Source organism: Pseudomonas sp. GW823-FHT02F05 (assembly GCF_058797315.1).
Genome location: NZ_JBXAJM010000009.1, coordinates 112,873 through 136,249 on the forward strand (window position 1 = coordinate 112,873; position 23,377 = coordinate 136,249).

The 23,377-nt window shown below is 58.1% G+C and carries 17 protein-coding genes and 1 pseudogene; 14 read left to right on the forward strand and 4 right to left on the reverse strand.

What is annotated here, in order from left to right:
• The first annotated feature begins 191 nt into the window (after positions 1-191).
• The 6 genes from AC1RAC_RS12925 (at position 192) to brnQ (ending at position 9,821) form a co-directional block, all read left to right on the forward strand.
• A complete protein-coding gene (locus AC1RAC_RS12925; protein ID WP_054920093.1) occupies positions 192-3,023 on the forward strand; it encodes a 2-oxoglutarate dehydrogenase E1 component in 2,832 nt (943 codons plus the stop codon).
• Between the two features lie 44 nt (positions 3,024-3,067).
• Positions 3,068-4,291, forward strand: a complete 1,224-nt coding sequence (gene odhB / locus AC1RAC_RS12930) for a 2-oxoglutarate dehydrogenase complex dihydrolipoyllysine-residue succinyltransferase (protein WP_034127192.1) — start codon at positions 3,068-3,070, stop codon at positions 4,289-4,291.
• Between the two features lie 99 nt (positions 4,292-4,390).
• Positions 4,391-5,827, forward strand: a complete 1,437-nt coding sequence (gene lpdA / locus AC1RAC_RS12935; RefSeq protein WP_003190010.1) for a dihydrolipoyl dehydrogenase — start codon at positions 4,391-4,393, stop codon at positions 5,825-5,827.
• A gap of 204 nt (positions 5,828-6,031) precedes the next feature.
• The gene (gene sucC, locus AC1RAC_RS12940; RefSeq protein WP_003190011.1) at positions 6,032-7,198 is read left to right on the forward strand and encodes an ADP-forming succinate--CoA ligase subunit beta; all 1,167 of its coding nucleotides are present in this window, start codon (positions 6,032-6,034) and stop codon (positions 7,196-7,198) included.
• Positions 7,198-8,079 carry a succinate--CoA ligase subunit alpha gene (sucD, locus tag AC1RAC_RS12945; RefSeq protein ID WP_003190013.1) on the forward strand — a complete coding sequence of 294 codons (882 nt, stop codon included), beginning with the start codon at positions 7,198-7,200 and terminating at the stop codon, positions 8,077-8,079. Before sucC ends, sucD begins: the two co-directional genes overlap by 1 nt.
• Positions 8,080-8,507: 428 nt before the next feature.
• Positions 8,508-9,821 carry a branched-chain amino acid transport system II carrier protein gene (gene brnQ / locus AC1RAC_RS12950; RefSeq protein ID WP_003190014.1) on the forward strand — a complete coding sequence of 438 codons (1,314 nt, stop codon included), beginning with the start codon at positions 8,508-8,510 and terminating at the stop codon, positions 9,819-9,821.
• A gap of 89 nt (positions 9,822-9,910) precedes the next feature.
• Here the strand turns inward: brnQ and AC1RAC_RS12955 are convergent, their stop codons facing one another.
• Positions 9,911-13,672, reverse strand: a complete 3,762-nt coding sequence (locus AC1RAC_RS12955; RefSeq protein WP_492616633.1) for a dermonecrotic toxin domain-containing protein — start codon at positions 13,670-13,672, stop codon at positions 9,911-9,913.
• 216 nt (positions 13,673-13,888) lie between these two features.
• Between AC1RAC_RS12955 and AC1RAC_RS12960 the strand changes: the two genes are divergently transcribed.
• Positions 13,889-14,629 carry a DUF599 domain-containing protein gene (locus tag AC1RAC_RS12960; protein WP_034127195.1) on the forward strand — a complete coding sequence of 247 codons (741 nt, stop codon included), beginning with the start codon at positions 13,889-13,891 and terminating at the stop codon, positions 14,627-14,629.
• 84 nt (positions 14,630-14,713) lie between these two features.
• Here the strand turns inward: AC1RAC_RS12960 and AC1RAC_RS12965 are convergent, their stop codons facing one another.
• Positions 14,714-14,971 (reverse strand): hypothetical protein, encoded by a 258-nt coding sequence (locus tag AC1RAC_RS12965; protein ID WP_034127196.1) that lies wholly within the window; start codon positions 14,969-14,971, stop codon positions 14,714-14,716.
• 157 nt (positions 14,972-15,128) lie between these two features.
• Here AC1RAC_RS12965 and AC1RAC_RS12970 point away from each other — a divergent pair, with 157 nt between their 5' ends.
• The 4 genes from AC1RAC_RS12970 (at position 15,129) to AC1RAC_RS12985 (ending at position 18,977) form a co-directional block, all read left to right on the forward strand.
• Positions 15,129-15,605: a PaaI family thioesterase gene (locus tag AC1RAC_RS12970; RefSeq protein ID WP_014717736.1), complete on the forward strand. Its 477-nt coding sequence runs from the start codon at positions 15,129-15,131 to the stop codon at positions 15,603-15,605.
• Entirely contained in the window at positions 15,602-16,054 is a 453-nt protein-coding gene (locus AC1RAC_RS12975; RefSeq protein ID WP_054898383.1) for a PaaI family thioesterase, read from the forward strand. Before AC1RAC_RS12970 ends, AC1RAC_RS12975 begins: the two co-directional genes overlap by 4 nt.
• Before the next feature lie 89 nt (positions 16,055-16,143).
• On the forward strand, positions 16,144-18,048 hold the full coding sequence (gene htpG / locus AC1RAC_RS12980; RefSeq protein WP_014717738.1) for a molecular chaperone HtpG: 1,905 nt from the start codon (positions 16,144-16,146) through the stop codon (positions 18,046-18,048).
• A gap of 200 nt (positions 18,049-18,248) precedes the next feature.
• Entirely contained in the window at positions 18,249-18,977 is a 729-nt protein-coding gene (locus AC1RAC_RS12985) for a dienelactone hydrolase family protein (RefSeq protein ID WP_054898384.1), read from the forward strand.
• Positions 18,978-19,076: 99 nt separating this feature from the next.
• Here the strand turns inward: AC1RAC_RS12985 and AC1RAC_RS12990 are convergent, their stop codons facing one another.
• Positions 19,077-19,943 carry a pirin family protein gene (locus AC1RAC_RS12990; protein ID WP_060764490.1) on the reverse strand — a complete coding sequence of 289 codons (867 nt, stop codon included), beginning with the start codon at positions 19,941-19,943 and terminating at the stop codon, positions 19,077-19,079.
• Positions 19,944-20,005: 62 nt separating this feature from the next.
• Positions 20,006-20,422, reverse strand: coding sequence for an OsmC family protein (locus tag AC1RAC_RS12995; RefSeq protein WP_197900607.1), 417 nt, complete (start codon positions 20,420-20,422; stop codon positions 20,006-20,008).
• Between the two features lie 139 nt (positions 20,423-20,561).
• Here AC1RAC_RS12995 and AC1RAC_RS13000 point away from each other — a divergent pair, with 139 nt between their 5' ends.
• The 3 genes and pseudogenes from AC1RAC_RS13000 to AC1RAC_RS13010 all read left to right on the forward strand — a co-directional run bounded on the left by AC1RAC_RS13000 (position 20,562) and on the right by AC1RAC_RS13010 (position 23,306).
• Positions 20,562-21,584 carry an amidohydrolase family protein gene (locus AC1RAC_RS13000; protein WP_492616634.1) on the forward strand — a complete coding sequence of 341 codons (1,023 nt, stop codon included), beginning with the start codon at positions 20,562-20,564 and terminating at the stop codon, positions 21,582-21,584.
• Between the two features lie 96 nt (positions 21,585-21,680).
• A pseudogene (locus AC1RAC_RS13005) lies at positions 21,681-22,451 on the forward strand (MCP four helix bundle domain-containing protein); the annotation flags it as partial.
• Positions 22,443-23,306: a methyl-accepting chemotaxis protein gene (locus tag AC1RAC_RS13010; protein ID WP_405647825.1), complete on the forward strand. Its 864-nt coding sequence runs from the start codon at positions 22,443-22,445 to the stop codon at positions 23,304-23,306. The pseudogene AC1RAC_RS13005 and the gene AC1RAC_RS13010, both read left to right, overlap by 9 nt.
• Positions 23,307-23,377: the final 71 nt, after the last annotated feature.

Here is a 23,377-nt window from a genome sequence, read left to right on the forward strand (position 1 = left end):
TTTTAACTTGAGCAGCGACTTACAAAGCCGCGGCTCTTATTTTGAAGAAATGAGACAAGCAGGGGCATTCGGGTTGGTACCCGAACTATCAGCGTGATCCTAAGTGGCTTGTTTTGGTCGCTGCACTTGGCCTTTTGCAAGCAGACTCGGTGTTTTCGCCGGTGGTGTCCCCAAATCGAGGGTGACCAAGCATGCAAGAAAGCGTGATGCAGCGCATGTGGAACAGCGGCTATCTTTCAGGTGGTAACGCTGCCTATGTGGAAGAGCTTTATGAGCTCTACCTGCACGACCCTAACGCTGTGCCAGAAGAATGGCGCACCAAATTTCAGACGTTGTCTTCAGACGGCAACGCTGCCACCGATGTATCGCACGCAACAATTCGCGATCAGTTCGTGCTGCTGGCAAAGAACCAGCGCCGCGCCCAACCGGTTTCCGCCGGCAGCGTGAGCAGTGAGCACGAGAAGAAGCAAGTTGAAGTACTGCGACTGATCCAGGCCTACCGTATGCGTGGCCACCAGGCAGCCCAGCTTGACCCGCTGGGGCTGTGGCAGCGTCCTGCACCTGCAGACCTGTCGATCAATCATTACGGCTTGACCAATGCCGATCTTGATACGACCTTCCGTGCCGGCGACCTGTTCATCGGCAAAGAGGAAGCGAGCCTACGCGAAATTCACGAAGCGTTGCAGCAGACATATTGCCGCACCATCGGCGCTGAATTCACGCACATCACTGATTCCGAGCAGCGCCAGTGGTTCCAGCACCGCCTAGAGGGCGTGCGTGGCCGTCCGGTATTGTCCGCCGATGTGCGCGGCCACCTGCTGGAGCGTGTGACCGCGGCCGAAGGTCTCGAAAAATACCTGGGCACCAAATACCCAGGCACCAAGCGTTTCGGCCTGGAAGGCGGCGAAAGCCTGATTCCGATGCTCGACGAGTTGATCCAGCGTTCCGGTTCCTATGGCACCAAGGAAATCGTGATCGGCATGGCTCACCGTGGTCGCCTGAACGTGTTGGTCAACACCTTCGGCAAGAACCCGCGTGAGCTGTTCGACGAGTTCGAAGGCAAGAAGAAGGTCGAGTTGGGTTCCGGTGACGTTAAATACCACCAGGGCTTCTCGTCCAACGTGATGACCACCGGCGGTGAAGTTCACCTGGCCATGGCATTCAACCCCTCCCACCTGGAAATCGTTTCGCCAGTGGTCGAGGGTTCGGTGCGTGCTCGCCAGGACCGTCGTAACGACGCCACCGGTGAGAAAGTGCTGCCGATTTCCATCCACGGTGACGCGGCATTCGCCGGTCAAGGCGTGGTCCTGGAAACGTTCCAGATGTCGCAGACTCGCGGCTTCAAGACCGGCGGTACCGTTCACATCGTCATCAACAACCAGGTGGGCTTCACCATCAGCAACCCGTTGGATGCGCGCTCCACCGAGTACGCCACCGACGTTGCCAAGATGATCCAGGCGCCGATCCTCCATGTGAATGGCGATGATCCGGAAGCCGTGCTGTTCGTGACCCAACTGGCTGTCGACTACCGCATGCAGTTCAAGCGTGACGTGGTCATCGACCTGGTTTGCTACCGCCGTCGCGGTCACAACGAAGCGGACGAGCCAAGCGGCACCCAGCCGTTGATGTACCAGCAGATCACCAAGCAGCGCACCACCCGTGAGCTGTACGCCGAAAGCCTGACCAAGGCCGGCGTGGTTGACGATGCGCGTGTTCAGGCGAAAGTCGACGAATACCGCAACGCGCTGGACAACGGCCTGCATGTAGTGAAAAGCCTGGTCAAGGAGCCGAACAAAGAGCTGTTCGTTGATTGGCGCCCGTACCTGGGTCACACCTGGACTGCCCGTCACGATACCTCGTTCGATTTGAAGACGTTGCAGGAACTGTCCGCCAAGCTGCTGGAAATTCCCGAAGGCTTCGTCGTACAGCGCCAGGTTGCGAAGATCTACGAAGACCGTCAGAAGATGCAAGTTGGCGGCCTGCCGATCAACTGGGGTTACGCCGAAACCATGGCGTACGCGACCCTGGCGTTCGAAGGTCACCCGATCCGCATGACCGGCCAGGACATCGGCCGCGGTACGTTCTCGCACCGTCATGCTGTATTGCACAACCAGAAAGACGCGGGCACCTACATCCCGTTGCAGAACCTTTACGAAGGCCAGCCACGTTTCGACCTGTACGATTCGTTCCTGTCCGAAGAAGCCGTACTGGCGTTCGAATACGGTTACTCGACCACCACGCCGAACGCGCTGGTGATCTGGGAAGCCCAGTTCGGCGACTTCGCCAACGGTGCCCAGGTGGTTATCGACCAGTTCATCACCAGCGGCGAGCACAAGTGGGGCCGTCTGTGCGGTCTGACCATGCTGCTGCCACACGGTTATGAAGGTCAGGGCCCGGAGCACTCCTCGGCCCGTCTGGAGCGTTACCTGCAACTGTGCGCCGAGCACAACATTCAGGTGTGCGTGCCGACGACCCCGGCCCAGATCTACCACTTGCTGCGCCGCCAGGTGATCCGTCCGCTGCGCAAGCCGCTGGTGGTGCTGACGCCGAAGTCGCTGTTGCGTCACAAACTGGCCGTTTCGACCCTGGAAGATCTGGCCCAAGGTTCGTTCCAGACCGTGATTCCAGAGATCGATACGCTGGACGCCGCCAAGGTCACTCGCCTGATCCTGTGCAGCGGCAAGGTCTACTACGATCTGCTGGAAAAACGCCGTGCCGAAGGCCGCGAAGACATCGCCATCGTGCGTATCGAGCAGCTTTATCCGTTCCCGGAAGATGACCTCATGGAGATCATCGCGCCTTACACCAACCTCACGAACGTAGTGTGGTGTCAGGAAGAACCGATGAACCAGGGCGCCTGGTACAGCAGCCAGCATCATCTGCGTCGCAGCATCGGCAACCACAACAAGGCCTTGGTCCTTGAGTACGCCGGTCGTGATGCTTCTGCTGCACCTGCCTGTGGTTATGCGTCGATGCACGCCGAGCAGCAGGAAAAACTGCTGCAAGATGCTTTCACTGTTTAACGCCTTCGCGCTGACTGAAACCGAATTTTAAGGACCTACAGATAATGGCTATCGAAATCAAAGCCCCGTCATTCCCGGAATCGGTTGCCGATGGCACCGTTGCCACCTGGCACAAGAAACCAGGCGAGGCCGTCAAGCGTGACGACCTGATCGTCGACATCGAGACCGACAAAGTCGTTCTGGAAGTATTGGCCGAAGCTGACGGCGTGCTGGGCGCGATCGTTGCTGAAGAGGGCGCTACCGTTCTGTCGAACCAGGTACTGGGCTCGATCGAAGAGGGCAGCGCTGCTGCAGCGCCTGCTCCTGCCGCTGCTGCACCGGCTGCTTCGGCGCCTGCCGCTGCGCCGGCAGCCGGTGGCGAAGATCCAATCGCTGCTCCGGCTGCGCGTCAACTGGCTGAAGAAAACGGCATCAACCTGGCTTCCATCAAGGGCACCGGCAAAGATGGCCGTGTGACCAAGGAAGACGTGGTTGCCGCAGTTGAAGCCAAGAAGAACGCTCCGGCTGCCGCACCTGCCAAGGCTGCAGCGCCTGCTGCCGCTGCGCCTGTGTTTGCCGCTGGCGACCGCACCGAGAAGCGCGTACCGATGACTCGCGTACGTGCCACCGTGGCCAAGCGCCTGGTTGAAGCTCAGTCGAACATGGCGATGCTGACCACCTTCAACGAAGTCGACATGACCGAAGTCATGGCCCTGCGTTCGAAGTACAAGGACCTGTTCGAGAAGTCCCACAACGGCGTGCGCCTGGGCTTCATGTCGTTCTTCGTGAAAGCGGCCACCGAAGCGCTGAAGCGCTTCCCGGCAGTCAACGCTTCCATCGACGGCGGCGACATCGTTTACCACGGCTACGCAGATATCGGCGTTGCCGTCTCCAGCGACCGTGGCCTGGTGGTTCCAGTCCTGCGTAACGCCGAGCTGATGAGCCTGGCCGAAATCGAAGGCGGCATCGCTGGCTTCGGCAAGAAAGCCCGTGACGGCAAGCTGACCATCGACGAGATGACCGGCGGTACCTTCACCATCACCAACGGTGGTACCTTCGGTTCGATGATGTCGACGCCGATCGTCAACCCACCGCAAGCCGCGATCCTGGGCATGCACAACATCATCCAGCGTCCGATGGCCATCAACGGCCAGGTCGTGATCCGCCCAATGATGTACCTGGCATTGTCTTACGATCACCGCCTGATCGACGGTAAAGAAGCCGTGACGTTCCTGGTGACCATCAAGAACCTGCTGGAAGACCCTGCTCGCCTGCTCCTGGACATCTGATAGAAGCAGTCGCACGTTGCGAGCTACAAGCTGTAGGAAAAAGCAGCTTGGCTTGCAACGTGTGGCTAGAAGCTTGTCGCAAATAGAGGATCTATTTTCATGACACAGAAATTTGACGTTGTAGTGATTGGTGCAGGCCCTGGCGGCTATGTTGCCGCCATCAAGGCTGCGCAACTGGGCCTCTCCACTGCTTGCATCGAAAAATACACCGACAAGGAAGGCAAACTGGCGCTGGGCGGTACTTGCCTGAACGTGGGTTGCATTCCGTCCAAGGCGCTGCTGGACAGCTCCTGGAAATTCCACGAAGCCCAAGACGGCTTCGCGATCCACGGCATCAACCATGCTGGCGTGACCATGGACGTACCAGCAATGGTCGGCCGTAAAGCCAACATCGTCAAAGGCCTGACTTCCGGCGTTGCGACCTTGTTCAAGGCCAACGGCGTTACTTCGATTCAAGGCCACGGCAAGCTGCTGGCCGGCAAGAAAGTTGAAGTCACCAAGCCAGACGGTTCGGTTGAAGTCATCGAAGCCGAAAACGTGATCCTGGCGCCAGGTTCGCGTCCAATCGACATTCCGCCTGCTCCTGTTGATAACAACGTGATCGTTGATTCGACCGGCGCCCTGGAATTCCAGGCTGTGCCTAAGCGCCTGGGCGTGATCGGCGCTGGCGTCATCGGTCTGGAGCTGGGCTCGGTATGGTCGCGCCTTGGCGCTGAAGTCACCGTGCTGGAAGCCCTGGACACGTTCCTGCTGGCGGCTGACACTGCAGTCTCCAAGGAAGCGCTGAAAACCCTGACCAAACAAGGTCTGGACATCAAGCTTGGCGCCCGTGTTACCGGTTCCAAGGTCAACGGCGAAGAAGTCGTGGTGACCTACACCGATAAAGACGGCGAGCAGACCATCACCTTCGACAAGCTGATCGTTGCCGTTGGTCGCCGCCCAGTGACCAATGACCTGTTGGCTTCCGACAGCGGCGTGAACATCGACGAGCGTGGTTTCATCCACGTTGACGATCATTGCGCTACCACGGTGCCTGGCGTCTATGCCATTGGCGACGTGGTTCGTGGCATGATGCTGGCCCACAAGGCTTCCGAAGAGGGCATCATGGTTGTTGAGCGCATCAAGGGTCACAAGACCCAGATGAACTACGACCTGATCCCATCGGTTATCTACACCCACCCGGAAATTGCATGGGTCGGCAAGAACGAACAGCAGTTGAAAGCTGAAGGCGTTGAAGTTAACGTCGGCACCTTCCCGTTTGCCGCTTCTGGCCGTGCCATGGCAGCCAACGACACCGGTGGTTTTGTCAAAGTCATCGCTGATGCCAAGACTGACCGCGTTTTGGGCGTCCACGTGATTGGCCCAAGCGCTGCAGAACTGGTTCAGCAAGGCGCGATCGGCATGGAATTCGGCACCAGTGCCGAGGACTTGGGCATGATGGTCTTCTCCCATCCGACCCTGTCCGAAGCGTTGCACGAAGCAGCGTTGGCAGTGAATGGCGGCGCCATCCACATCGCCAACCGCAAGAAGCGCTAAGCGAGATAATAAGAAACCACGGCGGAGTTGCCCGTCGTGAGCCTTGCGCGCAAGACTCACCGCGGAATATCCGCTGGACGCAGCCTTGCGCAGCTTTACGGGCCATAAGCCCCGCAAGTTGCGCAAGCAGCAGTCACAGGTGGCGCGGCACTCATAATGAGCGCAGCGCCGAATGCGCAGTACCTAACGAAGACGGTAAAAAGCATGAATCTTCACGAGTATCAGGGTAAGCAGCTGTTCGCTGAATACGGCCTGCCAGTTTCCAAGGGCTACGCAGTAGACACCCCGGAAGCAGCAGCAGAAGCTTGCGACAAAATCGGCGGCAGCGAGTGGGTTGTCAAAGCCCAGGTCCACGCCGGTGGTCGCGGTAAAGCGGGCGGCGTCAAGCTGGTTCGCAGCAAAGAAGACGCCAAGGCCTTCGCACAGCAGTGGCTGGGCAAGCGTCTGGTGACTTACCAGACTGATGCCAATGGCCAACCAGTCACCAAGATCCTGGTTGAATCGTGCACTGATATCGCTAAAGAGCTGTACCTGGGCGCTGTCGTTGACCGTTCGAGCCGTCGCATCGTGTTCATGGCTTCCACCGAAGGTGGCGTGGACATCGAGAAAATCGCTCACGAAACCCCAGAAAAAATTCTGAAGGCCACTATCGATCCACTGGTTGGCGCTCAGCCATTCCAGGGTCGCGAGCTGGCTTTCCAGCTGGGCCTGGAAGGCAAGCAAGTTGCCCAGTTCGCCAAGATCTTCGTAGGTCTGGCCAAACTGTTCCAGGATCACGATCTGGCCCTGCTGGAAGTGAACCCGCTGGTGATCAAGGCTGACGGCGATCTGCACTGCCTCGATGCCAAGATCAACATCGACGCCAACGCCATGTACCGTCAGCCTAAGCTGAAGACTTTCCACGATCCGTCGCAAGACGATCCGCGCGAAGCGCACGCTGCCAAGTTCGAACTGAACTACGTAGCCCTGGAAGGTAACATCGGCTGCATGGTCAACGGTGCCGGCCTGGCCATGGGTACCATGGACATCGTCAACCTGCATGGCGGCAAGCCAGCCAACTTCCTCGACGTAGGTGGTGGCGCTACCAAGGAACGCGTTACCGAAGCGTTCAAGATCATCCTGTCCGACTCCAACGTCGCCGCAGTACTGGTCAACATCTTCGGCGGCATCGTTCGTTGCGACATGATTGCCGAAGGCATCATCGGTGCAGTGAAAGAAGTCGGCGTTAAAATCCCGGTTGTTGTTCGCCTTGAAGGTAACAACGCTGAACTGGGCGCTAAAGTACTGGCAGAAAGCGGTTTGAACATCATCGCGGCTACCAGCCTGACCGACGCTGCTCAACAAGTTGTCAAAGCTGCGGAGGGCAAGTAATGAGCGTCCTGATCAATAAAGACACCAAAGTTATCTGCCAGGGTATTACCGGTTCGCAAGGTAGTTTCCACACCCAGCAAGCCATCGAATACGGCACCCAGATGGTTGGCGGCGTAACACCAGGCAAAGGCGGCACCGAGCACCTGGGCCTGCCCGTGTTCAACACCGTGAAAGAAGCGGTAGAAGCCACTGGCGCCACTGCCAGCGTGATCTACGTTCCAGCTCCTTTCTGCAAGGACTCGATCCTGGAAGCGGCCTTCGGCGGCATCAAGCTGATCGTCTGCATCACCGAAGGCATTCCTACCCTGGACATGCTGGACGCTAAAGTTAAGTGCGACGAGCTGGGTGTAGTCCTGATCGGCCCTAACTGCCCAGGCGTGATCACCCCAGGCGAATGCAAGATCGGCATCATGCCAGGTCACATTCACTTGCCAGGTAAAGTCGGTATCGTTTCCCGTTCCGGCACCCTGACCTACGAAGCTGTAAAGCAGACCACTGACGCCGGTTTCGGTCAGTCGACTTGCGTCGGCATCGGCGGTGACCCGATCCCAGGCTCCAACTTCATCGACATCCTGAAGCTGTTCCAGGAAGACCCGAAGACCGAAGCGATCGTGATGATCGGTGAGATCGGCGGTTCGGCTGAAGAAGAAGCGGCTGCCTACATCAAGGCACACGTGACCAAGCCGGTTGTTTCCTACATCGCTGGTGTGACTGCCCCTGCGGGCAAGCGCATGGGCCATGCTGGCGCAATCATCTCTGGCGGCAAAGGCACTGCAGACGAGAAATTCGCTGCACTGCAAGACGCAGGCGTTAAAACCGTGCGTTCGCTGGCAGACATCGGCAAGGCCCTGGCCGAGCTGACCGGTTGGGCTGTCAAGTAAGCCTCGCGCTTAGCTGACGCTTCACCACACAAAGGCCACCTTCGGGTGGCCTTTGTGCATTCTGGATATAGCCAGATTGACGAATGTGCTCGGTTCAATGTCTGAGCTGGCTTGCCTGCGATACAGGCAACTGGGTGCATCAGCCAAACCGAGTCGATGCCATCGCAGGCAAGCCAGCTCCCACAGGGTTCTGTGTTGCCCAATTAAGTATGAAAACGCGACATTCAAATGTCGCTTATCGGACAGTTCGCCCCGCAACAGTGCGTTTGTCAGCCTGATTCTGTACTCTAGCCGCCTCTTTATGCGTCCGCGTCCCAAAAGGAAGCTGCGCGCTAGACCGGTCGGTCCCCACAAGGGCCGGCAGCATTTCCCTCATCCATAGGGAAGCCCTCTCTAAATTCCGATTCAGTAGTGTGGTATTTCCTCAAATGAAAGTGTTGAAAAGCCAGGATATCCTGGCGCTGGGCTTTATGACCTTTGCCCTGTTCGTGGGCGCCGGCAACATCATCTTCCCGCCTATCGTGGGTTTGCAGTCCGGGCCGCATGTGTGGATGGCGGCGCTGGGCTTCCTGATCACCGCAGTCGGTTTGCCGGTGGTCACCGTGATCGCCCTGGCCAAGGTCGGTGGTGGCATGGACGCGCTGAGCAGCCCAATTGGCAAGATTGCCGGTGGCCTGCTGGCGGCAGCGGCCTACCTGGCAGTGGGCCCGCTGTTTGCGACCCCACGCACCGCAACAGTATCGTTTGAAGTGGGCCTGGCGCCCTTGACCGGTGAAAGCCCGTTGGCGTTGTTCCTCTACAGCTCGGTGTATTTCCTGGTGGTGTTCTTTGTCTCCCTGTATCCAGGGCGACTGCTGGACACCGTGGGCCGTTTCCTGGCGCCGCTGAAGATCATCGCCCTGGCTATCCTCGGTATCGCTGCGTTTGCCTTGCCCGCCGGTGAGGTGGGGGTTGCCACGCCGGAATACGTTGCCGCGCCGTTCTCCCAAGGCTTTATCAATGGTTACCTGACCATGGATACCCTGGGCGCCCTGGTGTTCGGCATTGTGATCGTCAACGCTATCCGCTCCCGTGGCGTCGAGTCGCCCAAGCTGATCACCCGTTACGCGATCATTGCCGGGCTAATTGCCGGCGTGGGCCTGGCACTGGTGTACGTCAGCCTGTTCCGTCTGGGTTCGGGCAGCCATGCCGTGGCCGCGGGTGCCAGCAATGGCGCGGCGGTACTGCACGCCTATGTGCAATACACGTTCGGCTCCCTGGGTAGTGGTTTCCTCGCCGTGCTGATTTCCCTGGCATGCCTGGTGACCGCCGTGGGCCTGACCTGTGCCTGCGCCGAGTACTTCAGCAAGATCCTGCCGCTGTCCTACAAGACCCTGGTGGTGATCCTGGCACTGTTCTCGCTGTTTGTGTCCAACCTGGGCTTGACCAAACTCATTGCCTTCTCGATCCCGGTGCTGACCGCGATCTACCCGCCGTGCATCGTGTTGGTGGCCTTGAGCTTCTGCAAAGGGTTCTGGCAGGAACAGGGCCGTATTGTCGGCCCGGTGATGCTGGTGTCGTTCATCTTTGGCTGCATCGACGCACTCAAGGGTGCGGGCCTGGCGGGTTGGATGCCTACGCAACTGGTAAACCTGCCGTTGAGCGAACAAGGCTTGGCGTGGCTGGTGCCGTCGGTGATGACGCTGGTCGTGGCCGTGGTGATTGACCGTATGCTGGGCAAGCGCAGCGAAGCGATCGCTTAAAACCGCTGACTTATACGCTGCAATTAAAAAGCCCCGGATCAAATGATCCGGGGCTTTTTTGTACGCAGTGCCAAGCCAGGCTGCCTGTTTCAGGGTATCGGGAACTTGCTCTTTGTCGAATCCGCTCCCATGTTCCTCAAATATTCCTGGGCGGGCCTTAAATCGCTTTTTTTGGGTAGATAGTGTCCAGAGACATCGGAAAGGTGGAATTTCCCGAAGGCGTCTTTCCTTATATAGCCTGCGCTGACTACCTTTTCTGATTGGCCACTGCCAGCACCGATTTCCGCGATGGCAGGATGTGATAACCATTTTGGCGGTGCACTTTTGTCGATAGTACCGATGATCAGTTGGTTGTCTTGAGTGAAGACGAACTTGCTGACTGTGTCGGGTTTCAATACAACCTTCAGGTCATCCGGCTTTGTGATGCGAACCAGTTCCGCTCGGGCCGCTCGGGGGTTCAATGCCGCTCCGGCCAGATGCAGCTCGGCGTTCAGGTCACGAGCCCTGGTATTGACCAGCACTGCAAGTGGTTTTCGAATGGGCGGCTCTATTCGCGAGCTGCCGGAGGTGGAGGAGCTGCTTGCAGGCACTAGGTTTTCCGCCGAGGAGGCAGAATGAGGCTGCGGTAGGGGGGCTAGCGTTTGAGGTAGTTTGGCGCCTCCCGGCAAACCGGTTAGCACCCATTCGCCGTTCCCTTTGTTCAAAAGCGTAGCCACCCGACGCTTTGTCTCGGGGTTTATAACGTTTACAAATCCTGATTCGAATTTGAACGCTGGGCTTATTTGATAGACCCTGCTCACGTCTGAGTTATCGGTGTAACGGATCAACCATTTTTCACCGACTTGTTGTGGCCCGGTGGCGCTGAGCGGTTTTCCTGCCAGTAGCTGATTATCCAGTGCGTGCGCGGCGAGGTCCCCACGGTTCTGTACAGGGTGGGCCGGGTTCGGCAATTGAGTCGGGATGCTTGAGGGGCGGCCGGCCGATATCGACGTACCCGGAACCGGTACGACGTGACCGCTTGGCGTACCGTTTGTACCTGCCGTGATTGTCAGTCGCTGTTGGAGCGTGCGCCCAGGGGTTCTGAACACTGGGCGCAACGGGGTCCTTTTGAGTAAAGGGATACCCGACGCAGCCATGGCGAAGTCGTTGTACACCGCCCCCCAGCGTCCCGGTTGGGTGAGGAGCTTGGGCAGGCTTTGTCCGGGTGTACGCAACGTTCTTAGCGCAGCCTTGGAGAGCCTGTTGGTGGCTGACATACCAGCGTTGACCGGTATGAGGCTTAGAACGAATTGGGCTATGTCTGCGGCGAACATTAATTTGTTGGCTGTGGATCGGGCCGATATCTCTGCGCTGGTTGTCATCCCAACCGACGCTCTCCCTCTGAGTAACCCCACCTCCTGCATGTACAGGTTTTCAGTGATGCTACCTTTGAACGGCTTCAGCCGGATGCCCGCTTCATGGTCGGCCGCGAATTTCTTGAGCCACGTGCCGAGCTGAGGCAAAAACAGGGTGTCGTGAATATTGTATCGATCAACAGGTGATACCCGCTGATCCATGTAGGACATCCACTCGGACGTGTTCAGCAGCGTGTTAAGTTGATCCTCGTCCACAATTTCTCTGAAAGGACGTCCGTCGGGAGCATCCGGGCTGTACAGCACCAGCGAGGGGTGGTTGGTCGGTTTGATGACCATCATGCCCTGGACGGGTTTGCCGTTCAGGACCACTCTATGCGAGACGATGGACGCACCATTCACGATTGGCCAGGTGGTGGAGTCGCTATGCTCAAGCGTCGCTTCGATCCATTGTTCGGCGATTTTTTGCCTGTTCAGATAGGCGTCGGGATCCAGGCTGGTGATGAACGCGTCCTTGGCCATCCTTGCCTTCAGATGGTTTTTCCACGCGTCGGGCAGCACCCTGGCTTCGTCGGAGGTGGCAGTGGGGCTGAGTTTGTCATCCAGTAGTTTGAGGTATTTGCCGCCCACATCGGTTTGGCTGATCAGGTCCTCGAGAAACGGCTTATCCAGGGTCAGCAGGTATTTTCCATTGGCACTTACGACGCGAGCGGCCCAGGTGCTCGTCGGCGAGCGTTCATGCCATGGCGTTGTGTTCATGAGCGTCAGGTCGGTAAGCGATCGGGTGTGGATCTTCGGCTTTGGTGCGTTTGCGGAACCTAAAAGGCCGCGATTGCTCGACTGCTGTGTGGTCATCTGAACCATCACGTGGTCAGGGTCTATTTCCTCGTGCCGGTAGCGGTCCGGCAGCTTGGCTTTCAACGCCTGGGCCAGCAACTGTTTGGCGAAAATGTTGGGGTCCGGGATGTTTGCCAATAGCGCTTGCAAGTGCGTAAGGCTTGTATCCTGTGCTTCCTCCAGCTCCCTATAGCTCGTTTCTTGTTGGGGAGTCAGTTCTTTAAGCCATTGTGGCTGCAGTTTGTTGTGCAGTTGCTCATTGCGTGCGAGCAGGGCATTACTGCCATCGAAATGCAGTGAAAGATCCGCTGCATCATTGATGGTTTCGACAGTTTGGGCAGAGAGCAACGACGGTGTGCGAGAGGAGCCAGCTTCGGCTTGCGCTTGGGCGAACCCGGCCTGCATGGTTTCATTGACCTCGTCAGCCTGTCGCTGCAACAACTGGGGAAAGGTTTGTGCCACGACGTCGCCGCAGACGGGGGCGAATCCCAGCATTAAATCATCACCCCACGGAGGGTTTCGACTGTACTCTACCGACACCGGTAGACTTTTGAGTAGCAGGTTGGCCTTCTCGTCATCATTATCGATTCTCTGCATCAATGCTTCGCGGGCTTTGCCAGGGCTCGCGAACTCCTCGAAACCGTCCCCGGGGGTATAAAGCACTACAGGCCCGGTGGTGTCATCCAGCCCGATATTACGGGTGTCACTTGCGGTGTAAGGTGCCTCGGCCGACGAGCCGTCGCTGCGAGTGATAAGAAAACAACCGGCTAAAAATGCGCCGTTGGCGGAGTTGTCATCTATCCGGATCGGATACACCCCAGGCCGATCCCCTGCGGGAAGTTCGCGCTCGCGTGCTTCAAGGGTGGGGTACTGAAAGGCGGTGTCGATCAGCTTTTTGCCAGCCTCGCTGAGGGTTCCGTCTTCAACCCGCAGGGCTGCCTCGGTGGAAAGCATTTGCCGATGCAGGGCGAGCAGTTGGGCTGATCGTGATGGCTGCTTGGGGGAGCCTACGGGTGATCTTTTCCAGTAGCTACTGAGCGCGCCTGAAAAGCGGGTTGCGATATCGTATGCAAGCGTCAGCAGGGAACCCTGATGCTCCAGTCTGGTTTGGGGAGCACCCGCAGGTCCGTCAATGTAAAAGCCCGTTTGTATGTCGGCACTGTGCTCTTCAGTGTTGGGCGTGCCAGTGACGGCGTTTATGTGGACTTGCGCGACTTTTTCGAGCAATGCCTCCGATAAGGTTTGCGTAGAAATCAGCACGGGCTCTGCCGGCGGCTGTTTTCGATAGGTGTTGACGTGGATAATGTTCGGGTCGATTGATGTGAGCTGGGGAAAGGCTTTTTTCAACTGAGCCTGGGTGAAGCGTTGGAATGTCATCTGCTGACTGAGTAAATCAATAATTTTCTGGTTGTACGCCTGATGCTGCTCAATCAATTGGGATTGCGCGGCGACTGCGTTCGGCCCTGTATCATTGGCAACGACTGGCTTTATGCCGGCTACTTGGATTTTGATCCGATCATCCGTGTTCAGTCCCAACGGCTTGGGCTGAGGGTGATGCGATAAAGGCGGGTGTTGCGTTGTTGATTCAGAGGCTGTGCCCACGGACAGCTGGATCGCTTGCGGCGCATGTGTTTGGCTGACAGAGAGAGACGTTGAGCGCATTTAACATCCTAAGGATAGATATGCAGTTCCTTCCGCCTGAGAAATGATCAAGGCTTCGTGCCCTGGGGCCAACTAAGTGAGTGGAGGCGTCCTATTGGTTCCAAGGCCGAACTCATGTACATCTGGAAACAGGAATTCTCATAAAAGACAGGTAGTACGGCCGGGGTTTTGATATTTGTTGCACAACTCACCGGGCTCACATTTAGAAGGACCCGCATGTCGTTCGTCGAAACCAATCAAGTCCACCTGCTTGCCGCACTGTGGTTCATCCTGTGCTGGGGTGGCTATACCCGTTATGCCACCTGGAAAGCTCGAGATACGGCCTGCCTGGCCAGCGTGTTGCACCTGTACCGTGAAGACTGGATGCGCCGCATGCTGTTGCGCGATAACCGCATCGCCGATGCCAGCGTGATCGGCAACCTGGAGCGTAATGCCTCGTTCTTTGCCTCCAGTACGTTGATCATCCTTGCGGGTATCCTGACCGTGCTCGGTGCTTCGGAGCGGGCGGTGTCGTTGCTGGCAGACATTCCGATGGTGCAGCAGGCGTCCCAGGGCATGTCTGAGGTCAAGTTGCTGTGCCTGGCCCTGGTATTTGTCTATGCGTTTTTTACTTTCAGTTGGTGCATGCGCCAGTACAACTTCGCGGCGGTGCTGGTGGGCTCGGCGCCGATGATTGGTGAACGACATGTGTCGGAGCAGGAGCGCAATGCATTTGCCTTGCGGGCGGCACGGGTGATTTCGATGGCGGCCAACCAGTTCAACTTTGGCCTGCGTGCGTATTACTTCGGCATGACCATGCTGGCCTGGTTTGTCAGCCCCTGGTTGTTCATGTTGATGAGCAGTGGGGTGGTGTTGGTGCTGTACCGCCGCGAGTTCCATTCCGATGTATTGCAGGTGATGGTGTACACCCCGACCGATATGCCAGCAGTCGACGCTGTAAAAGAGGGCGCATCGTAGCGCTGGCAGTAAATCGCAGACAAAGAAAAGCCCGCTTAGTCAGCGGGCTTTCTTTTTGCTGCAATACAGCTTCAAACCCTGCGATTACTGCTTGGCAGGTTCTGCAGGTGCGGCAGGTGCAGCTTCTTTTGCAGCAGCTTCGTTCGATTCGGCCTGAGCTTTGGCAGCTTCGGCGTTTTCTTTCGCAGCGTCGTTCACTTTATCCTGTGCTTTAGCCATATCTTGCTGAGCTTGCTCAGCATGTGCAGCAGCGTCTTGGGCTTTGTCTTCGGATTTCTTGTCGCAGGCAGCCAGACCGAGAGCAGCGGCCAGCATCATGGAAATAGCTAATGTCTTACGCATGGGGTGTTTCTCCTTATTGAAGATATCTACTGGCCTTTCGAACCCAAGGGGCCAGCATTAGTTCCTTATGTCCCACAGATATATAGCATGTTTCGTACAGGAACTTTACCCAGTCATTCCAATCCGCCGAATTCACACTAATAAGAGTCTAAAAACAATGACCGTAAACCCTTTGTTGGAGCGTGCCGTGCGCTTCGTTTCGGCCCTGCGCCATTGCCAGGTGCTGGGTGTGGCGGTGCATGAAGCCAGCGAGGAGGGCATGACCCTCGTACTGCCTTATGGGCCGCATATTGTCGGTGATCCCCTGACCGGGGTGATCCACGGCGGCGCGCTGACCTCCTTGATGGACACCGCTTGCGGCATGGCGACCCTGTGCGTATTGCCCGAGTTCGAGGTGTGCCCCACCCTGGACCTGCGTATCGACTACATGCATCCCGCCGAACCCCATAAGCCGGTGTATGGCTTCGCGCAATGCTACCGGGTCACCACCGACGTGATCTTCACCCGTGGCGTTGCCTATCAGGATGACCCGCAACAACCTATCGCCCATGTGGTAGGCACGTTCATGCGCATGGGCAAGCGCCTCAAAGGGACTCAAGGCTTGGGCACTGTCATCAAGGGAGAACAGGCATGACGCATCGGTTCAAGACGCGCCTGGAGCAAGCCCTCGACCGTGGCAACTACGATGCGCTGCTCGAGCTGGTGCCCTATGCCAGGCTGATCGGCATCGAATGCACCCGCCTGGGGGATGAGTTGCTGTTTCGCCTGCCGGCCAGCAAGGACAATATTGGTAACCCCATATTGCCAGCGCTGCATGGCGGGGTGATCGCCGGCTTCATGGAGCTGGCAGCCGCCATGCACCTGCTGGTGTTCACTGGCGCTCCGGGCCTGCCGAAAATCATCGACTTCTCCCTGGATTACCTGCGCGCCGGCCAGTTTCGGGACACCTATGCCAAGTGTCAGGTATGGCGCCAGGGCCGGCGCGTGGCCAACGTGGCGATTACCGCTTGGCAGAGCACGCCGGCCGAACCGATTGCCACTGCCCGGGCACATTTCAAAATTGAGGAATTGGTCCGCCCTTGAAATCCTGGTCTTAGTCCCCAACTTTGATGACAACCCGCCGCCAACCCTCAAGGGCGCGGCCACTGCCATCCAATTGGAGTTTGATGACCATGAGTGTGGAAACTCAAAAGGAAACCCTGGGCTTCCAGACCGAGGTGAAGCAACTGCTGCACCTCATGATCCATTCGCTGTATTCCAACAAGGAAATTTTCCTTCGCGAATTGATCTCGAACGCCTCTGACGCTGTCGATAAATTACGTTTCGAAGCCCTGTCCAAGCCCGAGTTGCTGGAAGGCGGCGCGGAACTCAAGATCCGTGTGAGCTACGACAAAGACGCCAAGACCGTCACCCTCGAAGACAACGGTATCGGCATGAGCCGTGACGATGCGATCACCCACCTGGGGACCATCGCCAAGTCCGGCACCGCAGATTTCATGAAGAACCTGTCGGGCGACCAGAAAAAAGACTCTCACCTGATCGGCCAATTCGGCGTGGGCTTCTATTCGGCCTTCATCGTCGCCGACAAGGTTGAAGTATTCAGCCGCCGCGCCGGCCTTGACGCCAGCGAGGGCGTGCACTGGGCTTCCAAGGGCGAGGGCGAATTTGAAATCGCCACTATCGACAAGGCTGACCGCGGCACCCGCATCGTGCTGCACTTGAAAGCCGGTGAAGACGAATTCGCCGATGGCTGGCGTCTGCGCAACATCATCAAGAAGTACTCCGACCACATCGCGTTGCCGATCGAGTTGCCCAAGGAACAGACCGTTGCCGAAGGCGAAGAAGCCCCTGCGGTGGAGTGGGAAACTGTCAACCGCGCCAGCGCCCTGTGGACCCGTCCGCGTACCGAGATCAAGGACGAGGAATACCAGGAGTTCTACAAGCACATCGGGCACGACTACGAGAACCCGCTGAGCTGGAGCCACAACAAGGTTGAAGGCAAGCTCGAATACAGCTCGCTGCTCTACGTACCGGCCCGTGCTCCGTTCGACCTGTACCAGCGCGAGGCGCCAAAAGGCCTGAAGCTGTACGTGCAGCGCGTGTTCGTAATGGACCAGGCGGAATCCTTCCTGCCGCTGTACCTGCGCTTTATCAAAGGTGTGGTCGACTCCAACGACCTGTCGCTGAACGTGTCGCGGGAAATCCTGCAGAAAGACCCGATCATCGACTCCATGAAGTCGGCGCTGACCAAGCGCGTACTCGACATGCTGGAAAAGCTGGCGAAGAACGAGCCTGAGCAATACAAGAGCTTCTGGAAAAACTTCGGCCAGGTCATGAAAGAAGGCCCGGCGGAAGATTTTGCCAACAAGGAAAAAATCGCCGGTTTGCTGCGTTTTGCCTCGACTCAAGGCGAAGACGGCGAGCAGGTTGTGTCCCTGGCTGACTACCTGGCACGTGCCAAGGAAGGTCAGGACAAGATCTACTACCTGACCGGCGAAACCTACGCCCAGGTCAAGAACAGCCCGCACCTGGAAGTCTTCCGCAAGAAAGGCATCGAAGTGCTGCTGCTGACCGACCGTATCGATGAGTGGCTGATGAGCTACCTCACCGAGTTCGACGGCAAAACCTTCGTCGACGTGGCCCGTGGTGACCTGGACCTGGGTAACCTGGACTCCGAAGAAGAGAAGAAAGAAGCCGAAGAAGTCGCCAAGTCCAAAGAGGGCCTGGTTGAGCGCATCAAGGCTTCCCTGGGCGAAGCGGTGAGTGAAGTGCGGGTTTCCCACCGCCTGACCGATTCCCCGGCGATCCTGGCTATCGGCGAGCAGGACCTGGGTATGCAGATGCGCCAGATCCTCGAAGCCAGCGGCCAGAAAGTGCCGGATTCCAAGCCCATCTTCGAATTCAACCCGTCTCACCCGCTGATCGAGAAACTCGATGGCGAGCAGAGCGAAGAGCGGTTTGGCGACCTGTCGCACATCCTCTTCGACCAGGCCGCCCTGGCAGCCGGCGACAGCTTGAAGGACCCGGCCGCGTATGTGCGTCGACTGAACAAGCTGTTGGTTGAATTGTCGGTTTAACACCGTTGTAGAAAAACCCGCTTCGGCGGGTTTTTTCGTTCTGGCTCTACTGTAGGAGCGAGCTTGCTCGCGAAGAACGTCAACGATAACGCGCAAATGCTGAATGAGCGCGGTGATCTCACGTTTTTCGCGAGCAAGAACTAGGCGTCCCCCTCGCTCCTACAGGGAGCATCGTCAATCCATCTGAATTGGAGAAAATGATGAGCCAAGTCACTGTACGTTCCGTGGTCTATCAGATTGATGGCCAGTCTTATGAAAGCCGTCTGGCATTCGATGCCAGCCACAAGGGCCCGTTGCCGGGACTGCTGATGGCGCCGAACTGGATGGGCGTGAGTGCGGGGGCCGAAGAGATTGCGAAGGCCGTTGCTGGCAAGGGCTACGTGGTGCTGATTGCCGACCTCTACGGGCAAAACGTACGTCCTTCAAATGGCGATGAAGCGGGCGCGGCGATGATGCCGTTGAAGAATGATCGCCCGTTGCTGAACAAGCGCATGCAAGCCGCCTTCGAGCAACTGCAAGGCCAGGTTGAAGCCGCGGTGGACACGTCCAAACTGGCCACCTTCGGCTTCTGCTTTGGCGGTTGCTGCTCCCTGGAACTGGCCCGTACCGGCGCGCCGCTGAAGGCTGCCGTGTCGTTCCATGGCACTCTGGATACACCGAACCCCGCAGACGCGAAGAACATCAAGGGTTCAGTGCTGGTGCTGCATGGCGCCTCGGACCCGTTGGTGCCCAAAGAGCAACTGCCAGCGTTCGAAGATGAAATGAACGCGGCGGGTGTGGATTGGCAGTTGCTCAGCTACGGCGGCGCGGTGCATTCCTTCACCGACCCCCATGCCAATGTGCCGGGCAAGATGATGTACGACGCTAAGACCGCCGCACGGGCTTTCCAGTCGATGCATAACTTGTTGGATGAAGTGTTCAAGGGCTGATTTCTCAGCGCCTGATCGGACGCCATCGCAGGCAAGCCAGCTCCTACATTCTAAAATGTGTATACCCATCAAATGTGGGAGCTGGCTTGCCTGCGATAGCTATTTCACAGGCAACTCGATTCTTTCTGACTCCCCCGGCACAGTGGGCCAATCCCCAGCCGCCCAACGCTGTCTCGCCTGCTCGATCACAGCCGGGTCGCTCGCCACAAAATTCCAGTTGATCCGCCGTGGCCCATCCAGCGGTGCCCCGCCAAATACCATCAGGTGGCAATCACTCTCGGCATACAGAGTCATCTCCTGCCCAGTCGGCAATACCACCAAGCTGTTGACCTCCAGGGCTTCACCGTCCAATTGCACCTCACCCTCCAGCACATACACCGCGCGTTCCTCATGTTCATCAGGAATCAACAGGGTGGTGGCGGTTTGCATCTGTACCTCGGCATACAGCGTCGGCGACAGCACCGGCACCGGTGATCTGAGGCAAAAGCCATCACCGGCGATCAAACGCACCTGCACGCCGAGGTTATCGCTCATCGGCAAGCTTGCGGCTGGGTGGTGGCTGTAGTGTCCGGGCCCGGTCTCGTGGTCCTTGGGCGAGGCCAGCCACACCTGCAGGCCATGCAGGTTGAAACCCCTGGCCTTGACCGCTTCAGGTGTGCGCTCGACGTGGGCAATCGCGCTGCCGGCGGTCATCCAGCTGACATCGCCGGCTTGCACCACCTGGTCCGAGCCAAGGCTGTCCTTGTGCTGCAAGGTGCCTTCAAACAGGTAGGTGAGGGTGGACAGGCCGATGTGGGGATGCTGGCGGATATTCATGCCGTTACCCGGTGCGTAGCGGGTCGGCAGCATATGGTCGAAAAATACAAAGGGACCGACGCTGCGGCATTCACGTGAGGGCAGGGGCCGCAGGATAGGCTGGCCTTCTACATCTTCGGGGCGAGGGCGAATCACGGTGAGGGTGGTCATGGGCATCCCAGTCTGAGCGGGTTGGATGCTTTGAGCATAACCCGCTCGATGGGAAGTTGGGGCTATTGGCTGAAGGCGCCTTCCGACAATTTCGTCTCGATAGTGATTTCGGCGGTGGTCATCAGCTTATGTACCGGGCACTTATCGGCCACGCGATGCAGTTCATCGCGCTGGGCGTCGGTGAGTACGCCCTTGAGGGTCAGCTTGACGTTGAGTTTGTATTTACCCTTTTGCTCTTCGTCGCTGTCGTGAGTGACCTCCACGGTCACGCCGGTCAGCGGGATATCTTTTTTCTGCGCGTAGAGCCTCACGGTCAAAGCTTTGCACGACGCCAGCGCAGCATCGAAATAATCGTGGGGGGAGGGTGCCGAATCGTCACCGCCCAGGCTCTTGGGCAGGTCGGTAAACAGCTCGTGATTATTGATATTCACGCTGTGACGGAAGTTTTCAGCGTTCAGCGTATTAACGGTAACAGGCATGGCAAACCTCATAAGGGCGCAGGATGAAGGTCATGCAGTTATAGAGCATGCTGGCACCCCAGTGTTCCGGTTTTTTCCATGCTGAACCCTGAAGGCTGGCGCAAGGTCTACCCGTATCAACCCTTATTGAGGTTTTACCGTGTCTGGAGCCCGCCTGAGTCTTGCCTTGTTGCTCGCCGCCAGCAGCCTTGTCGCGCAGGCCCGTGACTATGCCTACAGCGACGCGCACCTGCATTACGTGGATTTTTTCCAGGAAACCGCAGGCATGGACAAGCTGCTCAAGGCCATGGCGGACAACCGTATTGAGCACGTCATGATTTCCGGGATTCCCGTGGCCAAGAAATGGCACGAAGACGAGCCCAAGCGCCCGCGCTACTACGCCGGTGACGACGCCGATGCCTATTGGTACAGCGCCACGGATGTGATCGTCGCGGCGGCGGTCAATAAACTTTCCCCCGAGCAACGCCAGCACTTTCATCCCTTCCTCGCCGGTTTCAATCCCAACGACAAAAACTCCGCCGCCCACATCCAGCGTATGCTCGACCTCAACCCAGGGCTGTGGCAGGGCATCGGTGAAGTGTTCACCCGGCACGATGACCTTACCGCCCTGACCTCCGGTGACACCCCGCGCGCCAATAACGAAGCCATGACGCGCATCTATCACCTGGCGGCCGAAAACGACCTGCCGGTGATGCTGCACTCCAACATCACCTCCAAACGTGAGCGCAACCCGCTGTACCTGGCGGAAGTCGAGCAGCCGTTACGCAATCACCCGCACACGCGTTTTATCTGGGCCCATGCCGGTACCAGCAAGGAAATTCACCGTCATCAGGTGCAGATGGACTTTTTGTTGCCTACCCTGACGCGCCTGCTTGAGGCGTACCCCAACCTGTATATCGACCTGTCCTGGAGCATGCTCACGCCCTATCTGCTGGATGACGCCGGCAAGCCACGGTCGCAATGGGTTGCGCTGGTGGAGCGCTTCCCGGATCGCTTCATGCTCGGCTCCGATGTTGTGGGGCGCTTCAATAAGTTGGGCAAGGAGATGCGCCGTTTCGATCCTTTCCTCGATGCGTTGCCCGAAGACGTTGCCCACAAGGTTGCGCGCGACAACTTCCTCGCCATCCTGCCCAAGCCGCATCGCGATGGCGACGCGCCTTGATATCGCGTTTTGATCTTACGCCAATGACCTGAGGTGCCGATAACGTCCAAGAGACCCGCTGCAGGTGGATGCAGTACTTTTGGAAGGAACCCTGGCATGAATATCCGCAGTTTGAATATCGCCCCTCGCGCTGGCCTGGGCTTTGGTGTGCTGGCGTTGATGGTGTTCGTCTTGGGCGGCTTTGCCCTGTTGCAGATGGCCAATATGCGCCAGCAGTCGGACCAGGTGGAGACCAACTGGCTGCCCAGCGTGATGGCGGTGGGGGAGATGAACCAGGATGTGTTGCGCATTCGGGCGCTGACGTTGCGCTTGCTGGTCAACCGCGACCCCCAGGCGGTGGCGCAGAACGAGCAGAAAATTGCCGAGATCAAAACCGGTTTGCACCACGCTGAAGGCGTGTACGAGGCATTGATCGTCTTGCCTGAGGAGCGCGTGCTGTTTGATCGCTTCAAGGTCGAGGAGCAGCAGTACCTGCAACGCCAGGAGCAGGTGGTGGGCTTATCCAAGGCCAATCGGCTGGAGGAGGCCATTGCGGTGGTCAATGGCGAAATGAATCAGATGGCTGACCAGATGGCCGTGACGCTGCGTGACTTGGTCAATCTGAACAAGTCCAGCGCCAACGAGGCCGCCCGGCTGGCACAGCAGGTGTTCAGCCAGTCGCGGGTCTGGGTGATGACCATGATTGGCGTCACGGCGTTGGTCACGATTGGCCTGGCGGTGTGGCTGACACGCAGCATCGTGCTGCCGCTGGCACAGTCGTTGAAAGTGGCCCAGGGCGTTGCCAGTGGCGACTTGACGGGCGACATCAGGCTCAGTGGCAGCGACGAGCCGGCGCGCTTGCAACAGGCGCTCAAACGCATGCAGGAGAGCTTGCGCGACACTATCCGGCGCATATCAGAATCGTCGAACCAATTGGCGTCGGCTTCCGAAGAGCTCAGTTGCGTCACCGAGGATGCGACCCGTGGTTTACACCAGCAGAACCAGGAAATCGAACAGGCGGCCACGGCAGTCAATCAGATGACGGTGGCGGTGGAGGAGGTGGCGAGCAATGCCGTGGCCACGTCCCAGGCATCTCGCGAATCCGACCGGATTGCCCAGCAAGGGCGTGAGCAGGTGCAGCAGACGGTGGTGTCGATTGAAGCCCTCGCGACCGATGTGACCGCCAATGTGACCCAGGTCGAAGCGCTGGCGCAAAAGGTCTATGGCATCAGCACAGTGCTGGATGTGATTCGCTCGATTGCCGAGCAAACCAACTTGCTGGCACTGAACGCGGCGATTGAAGCGGCGCGAGCGGGGGATGCCGGGCGCGGGTTTGCGGTGGTAGCCGATGAAGTGCGGGCCTTGGCCCATCGCACGCAACAGTCGACCCAGGAAATCGAGCAGATGATCAGCGGGATTCAGCAGGGCACCGACCAGGCTGTCAGCTCGATGCAGCAGAGCAATACACGGGCGCGCTCTACATTGGATCTCGCCAAATCGGCGGGCATGGCCCTGGAAGAGATTGCCTCGGCATTCACCTTGATCAACGAACGCAACCTCGTGATTGCCAGCGCGTCGGAGCAGCAGGCGGCGGTGGCTCGGGAGGTGGATCGTAACCTGATGAATATCCGCGACCTCGCGCACCAGACATCGACCGGGGCCAACCAGACCAGTGCAGCGAGTCAGGAGTTGTCGCGGTTGGCGGTGGATCTGAATTCGATGGTGGCGCGGTTTTCGGTGTAGGGCGGGGAACCGGGGTGGCCCAGCCGCAGGCAAGCCAGCTCCCACACTGGACCGTATTCCTTCAGGATGAA

Coding starts and splice junctions, on each gene's coding strand:
- AC1RAC_RS12925 (WP_054920093.1), top strand. CDS start 192: ATGCAAGAAAGCGTGATGCAGCGCATGTGGAACAGCGGCTATCTTTCA.
- odhB (WP_034127192.1), top strand. CDS start 3,068: ATGGCTATCGAAATCAAAGCCCCGTCATTCCCGGAATCGGTTGCCGAT.
- lpdA (WP_003190010.1), top strand. CDS start 4,391: ATGACACAGAAATTTGACGTTGTAGTGATTGGTGCAGGCCCTGGCGGC.
- sucC (WP_003190011.1), top strand. CDS start 6,032: ATGAATCTTCACGAGTATCAGGGTAAGCAGCTGTTCGCTGAATACGGC.
- sucD (WP_003190013.1), top strand. CDS start 7,198: ATGAGCGTCCTGATCAATAAAGACACCAAAGTTATCTGCCAGGGTATT.
- brnQ (WP_003190014.1), top strand. CDS start 8,508: ATGAAAGTGTTGAAAAGCCAGGATATCCTGGCGCTGGGCTTTATGACC.
- AC1RAC_RS12955 (WP_492616633.1), bottom strand. CDS start 13,672: ATGCGCTCAACGTCTCTCTCTGTCAGCCAAACACATGCGCCGCAAGCG.
- AC1RAC_RS12960 (WP_034127195.1), top strand. CDS start 13,889: ATGTCGTTCGTCGAAACCAATCAAGTCCACCTGCTTGCCGCACTGTGG.
- AC1RAC_RS12965 (WP_034127196.1), bottom strand. CDS start 14,971: ATGCGTAAGACATTAGCTATTTCCATGATGCTGGCCGCTGCTCTCGGT.
- AC1RAC_RS12970 (WP_014717736.1), top strand. CDS start 15,129: ATGACCGTAAACCCTTTGTTGGAGCGTGCCGTGCGCTTCGTTTCGGCC.
- AC1RAC_RS12975 (WP_054898383.1), top strand. CDS start 15,602: ATGACGCATCGGTTCAAGACGCGCCTGGAGCAAGCCCTCGACCGTGGC.
- htpG (WP_014717738.1), top strand. CDS start 16,144: ATGAGTGTGGAAACTCAAAAGGAAACCCTGGGCTTCCAGACCGAGGTG.
- AC1RAC_RS12985 (WP_054898384.1), top strand. CDS start 18,249: ATGAGCCAAGTCACTGTACGTTCCGTGGTCTATCAGATTGATGGCCAG.
- AC1RAC_RS12990 (WP_060764490.1), bottom strand. CDS start 19,943: ATGACCACCCTCACCGTGATTCGCCCTCGCCCCGAAGATGTAGAAGGC.
- AC1RAC_RS12995 (WP_197900607.1), bottom strand. CDS start 20,422: ATGCCTGTTACCGTTAATACGCTGAACGCTGAAAACTTCCGTCACAGC.
- AC1RAC_RS13010 (WP_405647825.1), top strand. CDS start 22,443: ATGCAGGAGAGCTTGCGCGACACTATCCGGCGCATATCAGAATCGTCG.